This is a genomic window from Paenibacillus sp. FSL H8-0122 (genome assembly GCF_038005345.1).
Lineage (GTDB): Bacteria > Bacillota > Bacilli > Paenibacillales > Paenibacillaceae > Paenibacillus_AQ.
This window is the reverse complement of the sequence record NZ_JBBOTB010000001.1, coordinates 321,843-340,180: the sequence shown is the minus strand read 5'-3', so window position 1 is coordinate 340,180 and position 18,338 is coordinate 321,843. Positions and strand designations below refer to the sequence as shown.

Below are 18,338 nucleotides of genomic sequence, written 5' to 3'. Positions count from 1 at the left end.
TGAAATGAACTCCAAATATCATTTATTATTTTTATGTAATTGCATCTACTAAATACATTATAATTCCATATAATACTTTTTAATGTGATAAAAAGTATAATTATGTAATCAAATTCCGCAGCCTAAATCTCCAAACAAAACCTTGATATAGCTGGGTAAACTAGAGATCCAATCCTGGAGTTGACAAAAAACTGCTGTTTTGTTCTTCTTGGTTTTGGCCTCTGACATTTCAAGAAATAAATTCATGAGTTGCTGAAGCGCGGTCTGGTAATCCAGATCGCGGACTTCATCTGCAAAGAGAAAAAAGAGTCCTCCCAGTGTCCGGTCATCACTCGATTGACGCCGTTCGTATTCAATCGCCAAATAACGGCTGAATACAATCGTGGTATGGCTAATCAATTGATCGAAAGGAACGACCCTGAAATTCAGTTCCCAGTTTCAAATAACTTTTGGTAACTTTGAAAAAGGTCTCAATACTCCAGCGCATGCCGTAGATTCGTACGATTTCAGCTGCATCCAGCGTGATATCTGTACTCAAAATCGCTAGCCACTTCCGTTTTTTATTCCGGTTGCGGACAAACACAAGCTTCACGGGCAGACCGCAGGTTGTGTGTACGATGACGGAGCCTTTAATGTCCTTAACAGTCGATGGGGGAAGACTTTGAAACACTTCGCACAGCGTCATTCGCATACCTTGAACCAGATAGCGTTGTTTCATTTCTTTCACCATGCCAATCACGTAAAGACCTTTGGCAGCAAGCTCGCGAAGCAGTGGAGCTTGCGTAAACCAGCTATCCATAAGGACCGTAGTCGGCGGTGAAACCTGCACGTAGCGCTTGATCCAGCAAGGTCACAACCGCATCCGGTTTCCGGGAAAAGGCCTCCATCCGCCGTTTGTATCCATTGCTGCGTTTGGAAAGATTCGAAGTCATTTCGCATAGGCGATTAGCCAGTTTAGCTGAAGACATCATGACAAAGTCAAGCGAAGCGAGGTTAAACCGTCCGACCAACAGAGTGTTAGCATGTTGTACCCTTTGATGAATTTACCCGTGGAATGGTCAAAGACTCGTGCCAAGAGCTCTGCTTTTTTGCTCCGGTTTCGGCTCAACACGGAATCGTCGATAATTAATACTCGCACACGCGTAGAAGAAATAAGCGATTAGAAGCCCTGCACAATTTGAAGACTTAAGGTCTGCAAAAAGCGCCGTCGAGCAAAAGAGGCTTGATTTAAAAAACGATATATGACATCTTCGCCGAGAAGATCCGCTCCACGGTCACTTTCCAGAAGACGAAACCAGTTCTTTCCTTCGAAGACCAAGGAGAACACGATTTGAAAAATCGCCAGGCTCGAAAGACCAAAGGACTTTGAAATGCCTGCGTGCCGTAAGGCCTTCCCAATACCAAACAAGCAAAGGTGTTTTTTATAAATTCGGCTAAATGTAGCGAATTCTTCTTACGCCCTCAAGGGTTTAAGTCGATTTTCTTGGTGCGAAAGTTGAGTTATGTAATTAAAGCAATCCTATTTTGAATTTTTTTACTTATAATCTTGATTTATCAATTATAGGGTATATAATCAATCTATATATGTCGCCAAACGGAATAAAATTATAGGAGAGGATGAAATGGGGGAAAGTCTGAGCAGTGGAGCCTTGACTGAAGCAACGTATTTAATATTAATGGCTGTCCATAAACCTAGACACGGATATGCCATTATGAAATTTATTCAAAACTTAACGAATAATCGAGTGAACTTAGGCACAGGTACACTATATGGCGCTTTAAACATTTTGACAGGGAAAGGCTGGATCGAGATCCACACCAATAATATTCAAAACAACAAAAAACAATACATAATTACAGAGGCTGGAAAGGAAAGTGCATTGTTAGAATTAAAAAGACTTCATTCACTCTACCAGTTAGGACTTCAAACTATTGAGGAGGCTGAAACATGAAAAAAAGTGTCTTTAAAGTCTTTATTAATGCTCTCGAAAGTCAGGAAAAATGGCTTAATTCTATGGTAGCTGATGGCTGGCGGCTGGTTCAGGTTCGAGGGTGCTTTTACAGTTTTGAAACCTGCCATCCGAGAGAGTATGTTTACAGAATACAGTTTGTAGCCGATCAGTCTATTCAGCAGTTGGACCAATATAAAGAATATTTAGATGACTTAGGTTTAACTCATTTTTCTCAGAGCTTGAACATCGGGAAGTTTGCGATAGGCAATAAGCGTTGGCGTCCCTATGGGAAAGGAGCTACTTCATTTGCAGGTTTGCCTGGAAACATTAATTCCGAGCTATTGATTCTGGAAAAAAAGAACGACGGAACTCCCTTAAATATTTTCACTGAACGAACGGAAGCGATTCAGTATTACACCAAAATAAGGAATGCCTTTGCTATTGCCTCAATTCTTCTTGCACTCACCTTTTTCGTAAGCAATCCTTCACTTTATTCCCTTATCGCAGATTTATATGAAAACGGCACTGCGGATTGGCGGATTTTTTTAAAATTTTTAATCTTTCTCCTACTTGTGCCTTTCTGCTGGACTGTGTTTACCTTCACCCGTAAAATAATAAACATCAAGCATGAGAGTCATACATACGAATAGCTTTATCATAAATAAAAAAACAGACCACGGTATCTTGAGCATACCTGGTCTGTTAATAAATTCCTATTGTTATAGTAAGTAAACTCCTACTTAGCTTACTCCGCCAGTCCATTCTTATATGCATAAATAGCCGCCTGGGTCCGGTCTTCAACCCCCAGCTTGGCAAGAACATTCGTGACATGGAATTTCACCGTCTTGATTCCAATAATTAATTGATCGGCAATATCCTGGTTGGATTTGCCCTGGGCTAACAGCTTCAGCACTTCCATCTCGCGTTCAGTAAGCTCTTTGTAAGCCGGTGCCTCTCCTCTTGCATTGGAACGGAACCGGTTCATCATCTTGGAAGCCACCTGCGACTCCAGCACTGACTGGCCTCTGGCGGCTGCCCGGATCGCATCAGCGACTTCGCTGGCCCGTGAGGTCTTAAGCAGGTAACTGAAGGCTCCCGCTTCAATCACCGGATACATCTTCTCATCATCTAAATAACTGGTCAACACAATCACCTTGCAATCCGGGTACAGCTTCAGCAGCTGTCTAGTCGTCTCGATTCCGTCCATGCCGTCCATGACCAGATCCATCAGCACCACATCCGGTGTATACTCCTGGGCCAGACGGATGCCCTCTTCGCCGCTTCCGGCTTCACCTACGACCTCGATTCCATCCTCGGTGCCAAGCACCGCAGCAAGTCCGATCCGGACCATCTCATGATCGTCTACAAGCAGGACCTTGATTGCTTCCGCTTCATCTATCTCCATGGTTACAACTGCCCTCCTATTCATTGACTACCGGTACGGTAATATCGATCCGCATTCCTTTGCCGGGGGCGGTGATGAACTGGATCGAGCCCCCGATCTCTGTGATCCGCTCCTGCATATTCGACAGCCCGTAGGATGTCTGTTTGCTGTCATCCATCTCGAAGCCGATTCCGTCATCACGCAGCGTCAGCCGGACGGTGTCGCCGCGGCGGTGCAGGCGGATCTCCATCTTCTCCGCTTTGGCATGGCGCAGCGTATTGGAGATCGCCTCCTGCACAATACGGAATAAATGATTCTCCACGCCCTTCAGCAGCTGTACGCCCTGATCCATCTCGAACACAATATCAATCGGCACCTTGATCTTCAGTTCCTTAATCAGCTCCTGGAGACCTTCCTCCAGCCCCTTGCCTTCCAGATACACAGGTCTTAGATGCAGCAGCAGTGCCCTCATCTCCGACTGGGCTACTGCTGACATCTCCTCGATCAGCGCGATTTGCCGCTGTGCCTTGTCGAAGTCCTTCTCCAGGGTCCGGCCTACTGCCGTTGCCGTCATGGAGATGGCGAACAGCTGCTGTGATACCGCATCATGCAGCTCCCGTGCCAGCCGCTGCCGCTCCTCGATAATTGCCGTAACCCGCGCCTGCTCGGCAAGCTTCGCATTATTGGTGGAGAGCCGCTGCAGCGTGTTCACCTGATTCTCCCATTTGCCGCTGATCCGCCCGAGCTGTTCCCCGAGCCGCCCCAGCTCATCATTGCCGAGGTCCGGCATGGCCGGGGTGAGATTGCCTTTCTCCCAGGCGACCAGGGTGGCCCGCAGTAATTCCAGCTTGCGCTTGCTGCGGAAGCCCTGATAGAAGCCGTACCCGATTCCGAAAGCTAGCGGCAGCAGAATCAGCGTCAATCCTGTCCTTACGCCAATCCGCCAATCCTCGAACGGCCGTAGTAGCCCATATGTATACATAATATATGCAATAACGAGCAGCATGAACAGAGAGAACAGAGCTCCCTCACCCATACTGCGCGTTACCATGTTACTGCTTTTTTTGTCCATGCCGGGAGCTCTCCCTTCTCTCTTGGTCTAACATACTCTTAGGGGAAGCGTATGTCCAGATCCCCCATCAGATAAGAAATGTTAAACTTCACTTTATGCTCGCAGCTGTCATAGTTAGGTGACTTCCAGTTCAGCCGGTTCAGCATCCCCGTATCGCGGTTACTGCCGGTCTCAATCGAGCCGAACAGCACGAATGCCTCAATCTCCACCCCGTAATCCTCAGACAGCAGGATATCCACATCACCAAAAATCCCCTGATACAGCATAATCGTCTCCTGCTCTTCCGCCATGGCCAGGGAAAGATCCACATCCACCTCACCCAGCACATGCCAGGCGCTCAGGCTGCGCATCACCCAAGGCGAGAGATCCCAGTCGAATCGGGAAGAAAAGCTTTGCTTCTGCACAAACCCCGCCTTGCGCTGCATTCTTTTCGATTTGACAAAGAACATCCCCAGCGAAAGCAGGCAGATGCCAAGCACCAGCAGCAAATGATCCAGCAGCAGCAGTACCGCTCCGACTCCCATTAGCTTATAGCCTTGCTTGACCCTGCCCGACGTCGTCCGGTAGATTCCCAGCAGCAGGAACAGGAGTGCGACAATGGAGAAGAAGCCGAGCCATTTGCCAAATATCATCAAGCAGCCTACACCAATCAATCCGATGGCAATCAAACGGTTCCGTTTATCCATTTCCGCACCTCCTGCGCAGCATATCAATTCTTATATTTGAAGCAAAACTGACCTCATAAGCATTAGCTGAAGTATCGCGAAGCTACATCTTCCACATACTGCATCCGCTACAAAAGCCATACCGGTATGGAGAATCCATACCGTATGGCTTTACCTTGATCAGCATATCATATCCGGCTGTTCTTTAGGAACAGGGATTATTGTTCTTTTTTATTCAAAGGAGGGGCTGCTGGAGTTGAGTTCAGCTTGTTCTTGAGTGCGGCAAGCTGCTCCTCTACTTTCAGTTCCTTCTCAGGATCTACCGGCTTAGCATATGCGGTTGCCGAAGGACTATACGGAGCGCGCATGACATCTGCTTCCGCTTCAAGCTGCATGATCTTTTCTTCCATACGGTGGAAGCCAAGGGAGGCACTTCCGCTTTCGATGGAATGTACGCTGCTGATCTGGGACATTTGCTTCTTGGCCTTAGCCATCTGAGCGCGGGATACCAGTTCATTGCGTTTGTTGCGCATTTTGTAGAACTCATCCTTCATATCATGAAGCTGCTGCACCAGTTCCTTGGCCTGTACTTCAGCCTGTGCGTGAAGCTCGCCATACTCGGTAAACTTCTGGTCGAAGTAGATCTTCTCTTCCAGCAGCTTACGGGTAACTTCCTCCTGCCCGTTCTTCAGCGCAAGCTCAGCCTGTGCCCCGCGTTGTCCGGCTACCTTGGCAGCTTCGTCCACACGCTGTTTCATACGGCGTTCATTAGCCATCTGCTTCGCTACCGTTACTTCAGCCTCATGAATCTCAGCCTCCATATCGCGCAGATACTGATTCAGCATCACAATCGGGTCCTCTACCTTATCCAACATATCATTTACCGACGCCTTAGTCATATCTTTAATCCGTTTGAATACTCCCATAATTTACACTTCTCCCTTCTCGTATTTAGCAAGTTTTTGTTTGAGCTCTTCCACTTCTTTTTGCAGTGCCTTCTTCTCGATATCCTTCATCATGGCATCCAGGCCAGAATCGGGAGCTGTGTGAGCACTTGCCTTGTCATAGCTGGGATTGTAGCCCGGCTGTCCGCCATAGGGGCCATATCCCTGAGGTCCTTGGTGAGGAGCCTGTGGTCCGCGGCCATATTCAGGTCCGCCGGAGTAGGGTCCGCCGTACGGGCCACCCGGCCCACCCGGTCCGGGACCGAAGGGATTGTACTGGTTAGGCTCCTTGGCAATCACCATTGCTGCGATAAAGTATACGAGGATTGTAGCTCCACCGCTAAATGGAATACTGATCACCAGCAGAATCCGGAACAGTGTAGAGTCAATGCCGAGAGTCTCGGACAATCCGCCTGCCAGCCCAGTCATTACTTTGTCTCTTGTTGAACGATACAATCGGGTCATACTACTACTCCTTTCTGCCATCATTGTTCAGCTTCTCCTTTAGACGGGCCATTTCTCTTTCGAGTACGGTTGCCACGGTCTCTCCGGCCTGCACCGCATATTCCTGTCCCATCCGGCGCAAGTCGCTCAGGCTTTTGGCTTCAAGCTCCCAATCGTTCATCTTGTCTTCCAGACGGCCGAACATTTTGGGAACATCTCCGCCGCCGCCATAAGCACCGGCTCTTTGATTCATGCGCTGCTGCAGCCGCAGCGACTCCATCCGTGCTGCATAGAACTGGCGTTTGCTGTATACCGTCTGATACTCCATTTTGAGCTCGTTCAGCTGGGATTCCAGTTCGAAAAGTGATTGCTGGCTCGTCTCCAGCAGCCCGCTGTATTGCTCCAGCTTTTCCTCGTGGATAATTTTCTCCTGCAATGCCAGCTTGGCCAGATGATCTTCGCCTGCCTTGAGTGCGAGGAGCGCCTGCTCTTCACGTTTGTTCCTCATGGCGGTGGCCTGATTCACCTGCTGCTGCAATTGCTTCGTATGAGAAGCGTACTGCTGGTACAGCCGTTCGGCCTCCCCGATCTCTTCACGGGTTGAATGTAGAAATTGATCAATTAGCTTCACCGGATCTTGGCTCTGCTCCAGGCGTTCATTCAAGTTGGCTACGGTGATGTCCCTCATTCTGCGAAAAACACTCATGATTTCCTGCTCCCTCCCTGCTTCTTAATAAGTATGGACTGTGTGTATTAGTATGTTCTGCTTTGTTTGCCCCTCAGTACCGAGATGCCCCACACTACCAGAGCAATACCCAGCAGCGGACCGATAATCCAGGAAAGCTTGGAGATCAGGGACATGACACCGATGAACAGCACCACCCAGCCGATAATCTTGCGGCCGCTCTTAATTCCGTAGTATCCGAGCACAACCAGCACTGCCGGGAACAGGATACCGAAGATTCCTGAAATCAAGTGAGGCAGAATGCCAAGCAGCATTACCGCTCCGATTACAATCAGCGCAATCGCAAGTCCGTTACCTTTGTTTCTTTGCATTTGTTATCACCGCCTTTCGCTGCTCTCTTTCTTATACCCTTATTCTAGGGCAATCCCGCATCTTTCAAAACAGACTGTGGACGGTTTTATGTACTGGACCTTAGTCGGGGATGGTTGCAGGACTGGGAAGGTCTAGCCAATGCTCGTCGGTCGAAGGGCTGCATGCACATGGGGTAAAGGCATACCAAAAAAGCCGGATGCTCTGTTAGAGTACCGGCTGTTGATACGTCCTTACTATTAGTGTAACGGCCGCTGCTGCGGTTGTATATCAAGCGCTGCTTGAGTAGCCGCCGGCTGTGGCTTACTACGGAAAAGAGTCACCAAAACCACAGCCCCGATAATGATCACGGCTGCGATCAGGGTGTTCAGGGTAAGCTGTTCGCCTACCAGCATCCAGCCAAGCAGCACAGCGACTACCGGATTAACGAAGGCATACGTGGAGACGAGGGTGGCGTCAGCATTCTTAAGCAGCCAGATATAGGCTGTGTAGCCGACAATGGAGCCGAAGGTGATCAGGTAGGCCAGTGCCAGGTACGAGCGCATAGAAATGCCAGAGATATGAAGTGTGGACCAGTCGCCGGTAAAATAAGAGAAAATCACCAGCAGCGCGCCTCCCGTTAGCATCTGCGCCGCTGTCGCCATCAAGGGTGAACCCGGCATGGTCGCGCTTCGGGAGTACATGGACCCTGCTGCCCAGCTTATGGAAGCTGCCAGCACGGTAATAATTCCGATCAGATCGGTAGCGGTCCCCGTCTCCCCCTTCCCCGGCTGGAAGACCAGTACGGCGATACCGAGCAGTCCAAGAACGATTCCTGCGATAACTCCGGTATTCGGCCGTTTGCCGCCGCGCCCAAGCCAGCCCATCAGCATCATCCAGACAGGCACTGCCGCCACGATGAGCGAAGCGATGGAGGAAGAGACTCTTTGCTCTGCCCAGGCCACAACCCCGTTGCCCCCAAGCAGCAGCAAGGCGCCGACAATCGCAGAGGCACGCCATTCACGCTTTACCGGACGTTTCGCTCCGCTTACTCTGGCAATGAGGTACAGGACCACACCTGCCGTGAAAAAGCGGACCCCCGCCATCAGAAAAGGCGGTATGGTCTCGATGGCAATCTTCATGCCGACATAGGTGCCTCCCCAAAATAAATACACAAATAAGAGCGCTATTCCCACCACGTATAACTGATTCATTTTCTCCTTATGCTTCATGCCGCATCATCCCTTTTCTCTAAAAAACAGGTTTGTGAGGGGCTCCCGTTCTATCATTTATAAGAATATCCCCTGGGCAAAATTATAGCATATCCCTCCCCATACATTGACTAATCGTTAGAGTATCTCAATGTTAGCGGCTGGTTCTCATCAAGCCCAACTTTCTCAATATCTCCCTCTTCAATAGTATTATTAATAAAAAGTTTCCAGTGCTTCTCTTTATCATTTTTTATATCATCTACCTTAATTATTTGTCCTTTCTGATTTTTTTCGATTAGCATCCCCTGCTCAGCATTGTCTGAAATGGCCTGAAGGGCTTTCCAGACCGTGGGGTTATCATCAATAATCTTAACGGTCTGAAGAAACAAAATATCATCTTCATTATAAATAACTACATTAACTTTTGTTTCCATATCTCCTTGACCTGTGTATTTTACGCCATGATACTCAGGAGAAATCCCATCCCCCTTTTTACTTCCGCATGCTGTTAACGCTAATGCAATAACCATTACCACAACTAATATACTATAAACGGGTTTTGTAGAATTCACTTTAGATTGGAACACTATTATTGCCCCCTTAAATATTATATTCAGCTATTTGCTTTCCCTCACTCATTCACTAAACCGGATTCGTTCCATTAAGCTCTCCTTACTCAAGCGCCACTGCATGTAGAAGGTAGTCAGCACTTGAACTACAAAGTATGCGCCAATTAGGATTAGCATGGCATTCAGAGGTAATTGATATTGGACATAAGTGGCGGATTTCTTAAAAAATCTAACTCCAAAGTATCCGGCAGGTATGGCTATTGAAAAAGTGATTAGTAAACTGATTATAATTACAAATAAACCTTCACTTCCCAACTGCAAAGTTAACTGACTCCGTGATAAGCCAAGGGCTTCAACTAAGCTAATCTCCCGTTTTCTAGAATGCATACTGGTTAAGTTAGAATTTATTAAATTAAATATACTGATAATCAGTAATGCTGAAATAAGGCCATTAGCCGCCAACTGAAGCACTTTTTTCATTCCATTGAACTCTTGATAAATCTCCTGGAAAGAAGTGAATGTTATTCTTCGATCAGCAGTTGCAATACCTTTTAATTTCTGTTCCACTTCCCCTTGTTGTCCTTCATTAACTTGAATACTAACCTGCTTAATACGTTGATCTAAGTCCAATCGTTTGAACAGGTTCTGATGCGCAATAAGAGCTCCCCCCTCTGAAGTACTACCTTTATACGTAACATAATTGGGCAATACACCGACAATAGTGAATACACGTTCTTTATGGCCTTCTCCATACTTTGCCAATCGTATTTTATCACCCACTTGGTACCCTCCATCTTCCGCGACCGCAATGAGATTATCACCATTTCTCAGTTCTGTAAGCATAGAATCATCTTTCCCGAGCATCTTGAGTGTAATTTTCATTAAGGCATCATCGTAAGCATAAATATCCGTTCGAATTTCCGGGTTTTTCATACTCGCCAAGTCCTTGAGATGAAGGTTTGCATCCTGCTTATTATAAGTCGAGACAGCATACATTTCTGTCATTATTTTCTCAATCCCTGGTATAGCATTAATTTGTTTAAGGATTTTCTCATTCAACAAATCGAGTTGTACGTCAGACTCAAGGCTATCAGTGACACTTAGCTTATAATCACCAGGTACCATGCTTCCGGCCATATTATCAATATTCATACTACTGAAAATACTCCCTGTAACCACGAAAATAAGCCCTGTCAGAGTAATTGACGTTACAGTCACCCAGGTGCGCTTGCGATATCGAATAAGTTGTGCTGCCACCAGAGAGAAACCGCTAATTGAATTTTTAAATTTATTCTTGGTTTCGGAGTTCCTCTTTCCCACGTCTTCGGCGGGATTATAACGAATAGCTGCAATCTCTGAAATTCTCCCTACTTTTTTTGCAGGAATATAAACAGATAGCATAACGAGAAACATACCTATAACAAAAACAGCACAAACAATATAAGTGGAAAATTCAACATATAATGCCGAACTCCCATTAGCCAAATTCCCAAAGAAGGGGATAATTGCTACACTTCCTCCTCCCCCTAATAAAAGACCAATGGAGCTCCCCGCCAGTGAAACAATAAGCCCTTCTGAAAGGATCATCCTTCGTAGTTGTCTAGGAGTCATTCCTATTGCTTTCATCATCCCAAATAAACGGATCTGCTCTGATATATATATATTAAAAATGTTATAGATAACCATGGCTGCACTAATTATAATCACAAAAACAACTATGGTTGCTTTTAGGATAGATACAGGATTCTGCTCATATGCGCCATTGTAACGTTCATTGATTTGTATTTGGTCATCTTTTAGCTCAGAGCCCTCACCAATTTTGTGCGCCGTAGATGAAGCATTAAAGTCTGAATTTAAAAGAGCAAATAAAACAACATCCGGGTTAGGACTATATTGCCTGGAAAGGTTTTGAGAAATAAACATCAGACCAGCTCTAACCGTTTTACGTACGGCGATATCATCAATAATGCCAACTAGTTTAAAGTTTTTTGTTATATGTTCTGTTTCCCCTGCCTTCATAACTTGTAAATTCACTGGAATTACTACTCCTATGTTAGGAGAAAATCCAAGTTCCTCAATTACCCATTTATCCAATACAATCTCGTCGTCAGTGACCGGAGCCCTCCCTTGCATTAATTGAATCAGTCCTTCATTAATTCCCTCTATATAACTTATAGCCATATTAATATTCAATTTTTCAAACGTGTCCGATTTAACATTTTTACTGATATAGGAAACATAGTGCTTTTTTATCTTCGGATTATTCTCAATAGCTTGTTGCTGCTCCGGCAACAAATGCTCATACTGCACATGATAGGCACCTAGCTCATTAATCGCTTCTCGCTTGCTCCTCTGGTCGTCAGAGTAAAAATAAGTCAGCACCACAAAAATTAAGGCTACGGCTAAAGCTACTGTACCTACAGTCAATAAGGTCCGGCTTTTGTGATGACGTAGATTTTTCAGGGATACATTGTGAACAGTAATCGTATTTTTCATCCTTCTACCTCTACTGCTATGGAACCGTCCACCACTCGAACAGTCCGACCTGCAAGCTTAGCCACTTCGTCATTATGCGTTACAACAATCAAAGTCTGATTATATTTCTCTACGGATAAACGCAGCAAATCCAAAACGTTATTGCTAGAACGGCTATCGAGATTTCCTGTGGGTTCATCTGCGAGGACAATAGCCGGCCTAGCTGCCAGTGCACGGGCAATTGCCACTCTTTGCTGCTGACCGCCAGACAACACTGTGGGCAGACTGGCCCGCTTTTCATAGATCCCCAAAGTATTTAAAATATCTTCAATATAGCTAACATCTGCTTTCTTCCCATCCAGCCCAATGGGTAAAATGATGTTCTCCCACACATTAAGTGAGGGTACCAAATTAAAAGCCTGAAACACAAATCCAATCTGGCGACGGCGAAATACGGCTAATTGACTCATTGGCAATGTATAAATGGAAGTCCCATTTATGATGACCTCCCCGCTTGTAGGCGAATCCAAGCCCCCAATGATGTGCATTAATGTACTTTTGCCTGCACCAGACTGTCCAACAATAGAGATAAACTCACCTTTCGCCACTGAGAAATCAACATTGTGGATTGCCTTCACTTGACCTTCTCCGCTGCCATAATATTTACATAACTTTTTTCCTTCCAGAATCATATCGGCGCCTCCCTTTATATATGGATACAAAAATATCCTCCCCTAAGTTGTTCTCTAGGAGAGGATATCCAATAAATATCTATTTTTTATCAACTTTGGTGCAGCAAAATCGAAACTTTCACACAGGCGCCGCCTGACTTATTGTTTGTTAGCTGAATACCGCCCCCTAGCTTCTCAGCCAGTACCTTGCAAATATTCAACCCCATACCGTAATGGCTCTCCTCAGCTTCCAACCTGCTAGTATAAAACGGAGTGGTAGCGAGCTTCAGATCCTGGCTTGAGAACCCTGTACCATCATCACTCACTGTAATTGAAAAGAATCCCTTAACAAATTCAAAGCGTACAGAAATCGTCCGACTAGCATAACGAAGAGAATTGGAAATCACATTTTCATATATCCTGGTAACCATTCCAGTATCCATGCACAGATATTGTTCAACGATTTGATTTTCAAAAGAAAATTCCAGTGACCGTTCCCGTGCCAGAAATTCAGCCAAACTGCTTAGTTGTTCCAAAAAAACGAAAACCTCTACTTTGGTCCATGCTATCGGTATATCTTCGAGTTTTTGGGCTTCGCCCATAATTTGCACATATTTCTCCAGCCGTAATATATGTATACTCATGGTTGTTATCGTATCCAGTAGCTTCTCCTTACTTATTTTACCTTCTGGAAGATATCTATTTAAAAAGTCAGCGTATCCGCGCAATACGGTCAGTGGTGTCCGTAAATCATGTGAAAAAGCGGCATTTAACTGTTTTCTGTCCTCTATTGAACGCCACATATGACGGTTATTATCCTCTAAAGCAACTCTCATGCTCTCAAAAGACTTGCATAGCTGTCCCATTTCATCTTCGCTATAATGCGGAATATGAAAATCCAAGTCATTATTAGATATTTTAGCAGAAGCTTCGCGTAAAACCCCAATCGGTTGTTTGAGCTTATTATGGTAAAACAACAAAGAAGCCGCCAGGGTAGCTAGCCCAAAAAATATCAAAATGGACCAAGAATCCAGAAAACTACAAAACTTAATAATCTGTTCATCTGTATAAGAATAATCCGTATTAAAGTCCTTCATATTATAGACAATTGCTGGATTATTAATATCCGCCAATGTATAGGAGTCGTTATACTTCAGAAACATATTATTACGTATCTGGCCTACCCCAGTAATGGTAATCACACTAAGGAGTCCGGCAATAAGTACAAATATAAGCATATAGATCATAAATGTCACCCTGATGGATAAGTTACGAAAACCTTTTGTTAACCTACCCATTTATAGCCCACACCCCATACTGTTGAAATGTATATGTGATTACTAACCTCATTGAGTTTGGCCCGAATTCTTCTGATATGCTCTGCAACAACGATGCTATCTCCTTCATGGTCCAGGCCCCAGACTTTTTCATAGATATGGTCCTTATCAAAGACCTGACCGATGTTCATGGACAACAACTCAATAATACCAAATTCTTTCTTGGCAAAAGAAAGTGGCCGTCCTTTGTAATACACTCCTCTCGCGGAGTAGTCGATCACTAAATCATCTGAAAATCTGGTTTGTGTCTTAACAGATTGTCTTCGTTCACGGCGCAGATGTGCCTCTACCCTAGCTCCAAGCTCATCAATGCTGAATGGCTTCACAATATAATCATCCCCGCCCACACGAAAGCCATTAATTTTATCTGACTCTCCCACTTGCGCAGTCAGGAATATAATAGGGCAGGATACGAAATCCCGTATACGAGTGCACACCTCAAGACCATCAATTTCCGGCATATTAATATCCAGTAAAATAATGTCTGGATTATACACTACTTTGCGTAATGCCTCCCCGCCGCTCCGCGCGGTTAAGACCTTATAACCATTTATCTCAAAATAATCTTTAAGCAGATTAACTATATCCGTCTCATCATCAACAATAAGAATCTGATTATTCATAGCTCATACTCCGCCTTCCTCGCCGGTACTTCCCCGTTCGCCGCCAAAAACAACCCCCTCCGCAAGTCCCGATACGAAGCGCTGCAGCCAGACGTAATATTCAGCCGCATGCTTCAGCTTCTCCAGATCTCTGAGGCAGGCCTGCCGCTCCTCTTCGGGTGTGTCTGCTGCATAGGCCAGTGCCTGGAGGCCCGGGACCCCGGCTCCCATCGCTTCCTGCATCATATCGATCTCCCGCTGAAGCTTCAGGGTGAAGAAGTTGCGGAAGGCCTCGAAGAAGTCTGTCTCCGCTGCGTACAGCTCCTTCCGCTCACGCTTCTCGGGAAGCTTCGTGACCATCCGGGAGGCGATCAGGGAGCGGACTCCGTAGCTCATATTGCTTTTACTCATATTCATGACCTGCTTCATTTCCTCCAGCGTCATCGGCTTGTCCTCGAAGAACATCACCCCATACAGCTGCCCGAAGGAATAATTCGCTCCATATAAATCCATGGTCTGTGCTATGGCATCGATCACCGGGCCGAGCAGCTGCTCCCGGGGCGAACGGTGCGGATGTTCCTCGCCGAATGCGGCCTGCTTCATCAGGTGGCACCTCATTTTCACATAGAATCGTTCTCTCTACCTTACACAATACCGCAGCTTTACGGCAATCATTCTACAAATTTTACAGAAAATCCGAACGGGCTTTACACCCGCTTAACCACAAGCCTGCCTCATGAGTGTACAATTTTTTTTGAACAGAGGAGCTGTCCTCTGCATTATACCGCATCAACCAATGTGGAGGAAATGGAGAATATGGACGAAAATGACACGTTCAAAGTTATTCAGCGGCTTGAAGCCCGTGCTGTTCACTCTGCCGGCCATGATCCCGTTCGCCGTGTTCTGGCTCACGCCGCTGCTGTATGTGCTGTATCTCAGCTTCACGGAATGGGATTTCATGAGCCCGGAGAAAACCTTTGTCGGCTGGGAGAATTATACCGATCTGCTGGGCAACCCGGCTTTTTACAAAGCGCTGAGGGTGACCGTTCTCTTCTGCCTCGGCAGTGTGCTGCCGGTGATCCTGCTCGGACTGGGTCTGGCCCTCCTCATGAACAGAAAGCTGAAGGGCTCAGCCCTCTATCAGATCCTGCTGTTCTCGCCTTGGGTGACACCGACCGTCGCTGTGTCTATCGTCTGGTCCTGGATTTATCAGCCTGAAGCCGGACTTGCCAATGCGGTGCTGAACTTCTTCGGTCTGGACTCAATCGGCTGGCTGCAGGACCCCAAATGGGCATTAACCGGCGTCCTGCTGGTCACGATCTGGAAGTCGGTCGGCTGGGCAATGATCTTCTATCTGGTGGCGCTGCGCAATGTGCCTTCCGACCTGCTGGAAGCCGGGGAGCTGGACGGGGCAAGTCCGGTGCAGAAGTTCCTGCGGATTACATGGCCGCTGATCTCGCCGACTACTCTTTTCTTATTCGTGGTGCAGCTAGTCTCGGCGCTTCAGGCCTATGACCAGATTAATGTGCTGACCCAGGGCGGCCCGTCCGGCTCTACCCGCACTCTGCTCTATCTGTATTATCAGTCCGCCTTCGAATCGTTCCAGATCGGAGAGGCTTCTTCTGTAGCTGTCGTCCTGGTCTTGATCTGCATGCTGCTGTCTGTCCTCTCCTTCGGGATCAGCAAGCGGACCACTCATTATCAATAGAAGCTTTACCATCAGCCCTTAAGGAGGTCTCACCGCTTGCCTATATTCACACGTATCAGCGGGCTGGTCCGCCAGATTTTTTTCGCCGCGCTTGCTCTTCTGATGGCCTTCCCGTTCTATTGGATGGTTACGAGTGCCCTCAAGACCAATGATGAGATCTGGCGCTCCCCGCCCACCCTCTGGCCTGAAGTGCCGCTGTGGGGTAACTTCGCCGCAGCCTGGAACGAAGCGCCGTTCGCCAGATATATGGGTAACAGTATCTTCGTCGCTGTCTCCATTGTCCTCCTGCAATCGATCAATTCCGGGATGATGGCTTATGCGCTGACGCATATGAAATTCCGCCTGAAGGGCGTTTTTGCCGGAGTGATTCTGTTCGGTTATATGGTTCCTGCAACGGCAGTCTACCTGCCCGGATACCTGGTCCTCTCTGAGCTGCACTTGCTGAACTCCTATGCGGGCCTGATTCTCTCCAACTGTGTGAGTATCTTCTCGATCTTCCTGATTAGGCAGGCCTTCCTTCAAGTCTCGCATGAGCTGGTGGAGGCCGGTGAAGTGGACGGTGCCTCGCATATGCGGATTCTATGGACGATCCTTGTGCCGGTCACAAGATCCTCATTCGCCGTACTGGCGCTGATTACCTTCATTGACCAGTACAACAATTACTTCTGGCCGATGCTCATTACGAAGGAGCCCAGCTTGCAGCTGGTCTCGGCCGGTCTGCGCAGCTTCTTCGTGGAAGGAGGTGCTTACGGACTGAAATGGCCGCTCATCATGGCCGCCAGCGCCTTCACGATTGCCCCGCTGCTGCTAGTCTTCCTGCTGGCTCAGAAAACGATAATGCAAAGTGTCAACATGACCGCAGGCTCCAGTAAGGGCTAATCCCTAAACTTCAATATCCAAGAGGAGAATGATGATGAACGTAGTTAAAAAAGTGTCTGCAGCATCCCTGATCGCCGGACTTTCCGTGCTCACCGCTTGCGGCGGAAATGCCGCTCCCGGCAATGCATCCACTGCGGACGGCGCAGCCGCCGCAGTCCCTGCTGCCAATGCTGCTCCGGCAGGAGGCGCACCGGTCACGATTGAATTCTGGTATGGGCTCGGCGGCAAGCTGGGTGAAAATATGGAATCGCTCATTCAGAAATTCAACGCCTCCCAGCAGGAGGTCATCGTCAAGGGGATCGTGCAGGGGGATTATACAGAGACCGAACAGAAGCTTCAGGCAGCGATTGCTTCCGGGCAGGTCCCGGCGGCGGTCCTCTCCTCCAATATCGATTGGGCGCGCAAGGGTTATTACGCCCCGATGGATGAGCTGATTGCCGGGCAGCCGGACTTCAACAAAGAGGATTTCGTCCAGACCTTCCTGAACCAGGGCCAGGTGGACGGCAAGCAGTATTTCCTCCCGATGTATGGATCGACCCAGGTGATGTACTACCGTAAGGATGCTTTTGCGAAAAGCGGCATAGATGCCAGCCAGATTAAGACCTGGGAAGACCTCGCTGCGGCCGCGAAAAAGATGACCGTCTCCGAAGGCGGCAAAACCACCTTCTACGGCTGGGAACCGATGTGGGGCTCCGGCAATATGATTGATGCCGCTCTCAGCAAAGGAGGCAGTATTCTTAGTGAGGACGGCACCAAGGTCACGATTGATTCCCCGGAGTGGATCGACACCTGGGAGTTCTTCCGCAAAGCAATTCATGAGGACAAGACGATGCGCATTCATTCGGGCGGACAAGGCTGGGAGTACTGGTACAAGACCATTGACGATGTGATGAAAGGCCAGGCGGCCGGATACACCGGCTCCAGCGGCGATCAGGGCGACCTTGATTTCAGCGTCGTCTCCGCTATGGAGCAACCGGGCTGGGCCGGAGCTGGGGAAGGCAAACCTGTCGCTGGAGCGAGTATGGCCGGTATTCCTGCCAAAGCCGGAGACGCCGAGAAGCAGGCAGCGATGAAATGGCTGACCTACTTCACGAACTCCGAGAATACGGCCTTCTGGTCCATCAACACCGGCTATATTAGCGTCCGCCAGTCTGCGCTGGAAGATCCGGCATTCGTCGCCTTCAGTAAGAGCAATCCGCAGATCAATATTCCATTGCAGCAGGCGGCTCATGCTTCCGCTCCGTTCCAGGACCCGACCGGCGGCAAGATCAACGATGCCTTGACCATCGCTGCGGATAAGGTGCAGATTGAGAATATTCCGGCAGCCGAGGCGCTGAAGGAAGCACAGCAGACGGCTCAGGCGGCACTGGATAAACTGAAATAGAATTGCTG

19 protein-coding genes and 1 pseudogene are annotated in these 18,338 nt (G+C 47.6%); 5 read left to right on the top strand and 15 right to left on the bottom strand.

What is annotated here, in order from left to right; translation table 11 throughout:
• Window positions 1–108: 108 nt before the first annotated feature.
• A pseudogene (locus NSS64_RS01590) lies at window positions 109–1,429 on the bottom strand (IS4 family transposase).
• A 193-nt stretch (window positions 1,430–1,622) separates the two neighbouring features.
• Here NSS64_RS01590 and NSS64_RS01585 point away from each other — a divergent pair.
• Window positions 1,623–1,952, top strand: a complete 330-nt coding sequence (locus NSS64_RS01585) for a PadR family transcriptional regulator (protein WP_341138991.1) — start codon at window positions 1,623–1,625, stop codon at window positions 1,950–1,952.
• Window positions 1,949–2,602, top strand: coding sequence for a DUF2812 domain-containing protein (locus NSS64_RS01580; protein WP_341138990.1), 654 nt, complete (start codon window positions 1,949–1,951; stop codon window positions 2,600–2,602). The genes NSS64_RS01585 and NSS64_RS01580 overlap by 4 nt, the downstream gene beginning before the upstream one ends.
• A 95-nt stretch (window positions 2,603–2,697) precedes the next feature.
• On the opposite strand, the gene NSS64_RS01575 is transcribed toward NSS64_RS01580, so the two are convergent.
• From NSS64_RS01575 to NSS64_RS01510, 14 genes are all read right to left on the bottom strand, one after another.
• Complete coding sequence (locus NSS64_RS01575; protein ID WP_173140636.1) at window positions 2,698–3,357, bottom strand: response regulator; 660 nt, start codon at window positions 3,355–3,357, stop codon at window positions 2,698–2,700.
• Between the two features lie 16 nt (window positions 3,358–3,373).
• Window positions 3,374–4,408: a sensor histidine kinase gene (locus NSS64_RS01570; protein ID WP_340938120.1), complete on the bottom strand. Its 1,035-nt coding sequence runs from the start codon at window positions 4,406–4,408 to the stop codon at window positions 3,374–3,376.
• A 38-nt stretch (window positions 4,409–4,446) separates the two neighbouring features.
• Window positions 4,447–5,094, bottom strand: coding sequence for a cell wall-active antibiotics response protein LiaF (gene liaF, locus NSS64_RS01565; protein ID WP_076081998.1), 648 nt, complete (start codon window positions 5,092–5,094; stop codon window positions 4,447–4,449).
• Between the two features lie 197 nt (window positions 5,095–5,291).
• On the bottom strand, window positions 5,292–5,999 hold the full coding sequence (locus NSS64_RS01560) for a PspA/IM30 family protein (RefSeq protein WP_036700284.1): 708 nt from the start codon (window positions 5,997–5,999) through the stop codon (window positions 5,292–5,294).
• Window positions 6,000–6,002: 3 nt separating this feature from the next.
• On the bottom strand, window positions 6,003–6,482 hold the full coding sequence (locus NSS64_RS01555; protein WP_076082064.1) for a PspC domain-containing protein: 480 nt from the start codon (window positions 6,480–6,482) through the stop codon (window positions 6,003–6,005).
• A gap of 4 nt (window positions 6,483–6,486) precedes the next feature.
• Window positions 6,487–7,167 carry a PspA/IM30 family protein gene (locus NSS64_RS01550; protein ID WP_340938118.1) on the bottom strand — a complete coding sequence of 227 codons (681 nt, stop codon included), beginning with the start codon at window positions 7,165–7,167 and terminating at the stop codon, window positions 6,487–6,489.
• A gap of 47 nt (window positions 7,168–7,214) precedes the next feature.
• Window positions 7,215–7,517 carry a LiaF transmembrane domain-containing protein gene (locus NSS64_RS01545; protein ID WP_036731138.1) on the bottom strand — a complete coding sequence of 101 codons (303 nt, stop codon included), beginning with the start codon at window positions 7,515–7,517 and terminating at the stop codon, window positions 7,215–7,217.
• Between the two features lie 237 nt (window positions 7,518–7,754).
• Window positions 7,755–8,726 (bottom strand): EamA family transporter, encoded by a 972-nt coding sequence (locus tag NSS64_RS01540; RefSeq protein ID WP_341138989.1) that lies wholly within the window; start codon window positions 8,724–8,726, stop codon window positions 7,755–7,757.
• A 110-nt stretch (window positions 8,727–8,836) separates the two neighbouring features.
• Window positions 8,837–9,292, bottom strand: coding sequence for a hypothetical protein (locus NSS64_RS01535; protein WP_341138988.1), 456 nt, complete (start codon window positions 9,290–9,292; stop codon window positions 8,837–8,839).
• A gap of 48 nt (window positions 9,293–9,340) precedes the next feature.
• Entirely contained in the window at window positions 9,341–11,770 is a 2,430-nt protein-coding gene (locus NSS64_RS01530; RefSeq protein WP_341138987.1) for an ABC transporter permease, read from the bottom strand.
• Window positions 11,767–12,441 carry an ABC transporter ATP-binding protein gene (locus tag NSS64_RS01525; RefSeq protein WP_341138986.1) on the bottom strand — a complete coding sequence of 225 codons (675 nt, stop codon included), beginning with the start codon at window positions 12,439–12,441 and terminating at the stop codon, window positions 11,767–11,769. The genes NSS64_RS01530 and NSS64_RS01525 overlap by 4 nt, the downstream gene beginning before the upstream one ends.
• A gap of 89 nt (window positions 12,442–12,530) precedes the next feature.
• Window positions 12,531–13,667, bottom strand: coding sequence for a HAMP domain-containing sensor histidine kinase (locus NSS64_RS01520; protein WP_341138985.1), 1,137 nt, complete (start codon window positions 13,665–13,667; stop codon window positions 12,531–12,533).
• Between the two features lie 38 nt (window positions 13,668–13,705).
• Complete coding sequence (locus NSS64_RS01515) at window positions 13,706–14,380, bottom strand: response regulator transcription factor (RefSeq protein WP_341138984.1); 675 nt, start codon at window positions 14,378–14,380, stop codon at window positions 13,706–13,708.
• A gap of 3 nt (window positions 14,381–14,383) precedes the next feature.
• Entirely contained in the window at window positions 14,384–14,962 is a 579-nt protein-coding gene (locus NSS64_RS01510) for a GbsR/MarR family transcriptional regulator (RefSeq protein ID WP_341138983.1), read from the bottom strand.
• 223 nt (window positions 14,963–15,185) lie between these two features.
• Between NSS64_RS01510 and NSS64_RS01505 the strand changes: the two genes are divergently transcribed.
• The 3 genes from NSS64_RS01505 to NSS64_RS01495 are packed head-to-tail and all read left to right on the top strand — an operon-like array spanning window position 15,186 to window position 18,330.
• Complete coding sequence (locus tag NSS64_RS01505) at window positions 15,186–16,067, top strand: carbohydrate ABC transporter permease (protein ID WP_341138982.1); 882 nt, start codon at window positions 15,186–15,188, stop codon at window positions 16,065–16,067.
• A gap of 36 nt (window positions 16,068–16,103) precedes the next feature.
• Window positions 16,104–16,946, top strand: a complete 843-nt coding sequence (locus tag NSS64_RS01500; RefSeq protein WP_341138981.1) for a carbohydrate ABC transporter permease — start codon at window positions 16,104–16,106, stop codon at window positions 16,944–16,946.
• Between the two features lie 34 nt (window positions 16,947–16,980).
• The gene (locus NSS64_RS01495; RefSeq protein ID WP_341138980.1) at window positions 16,981–18,330 is read left to right on the top strand and encodes an ABC transporter substrate-binding protein; all 1,350 of its coding nucleotides are present in this window, start codon (window positions 16,981–16,983) and stop codon (window positions 18,328–18,330) included.
• The last annotated feature ends 8 nt before the right edge of the window (window positions 18,331–18,338 follow it).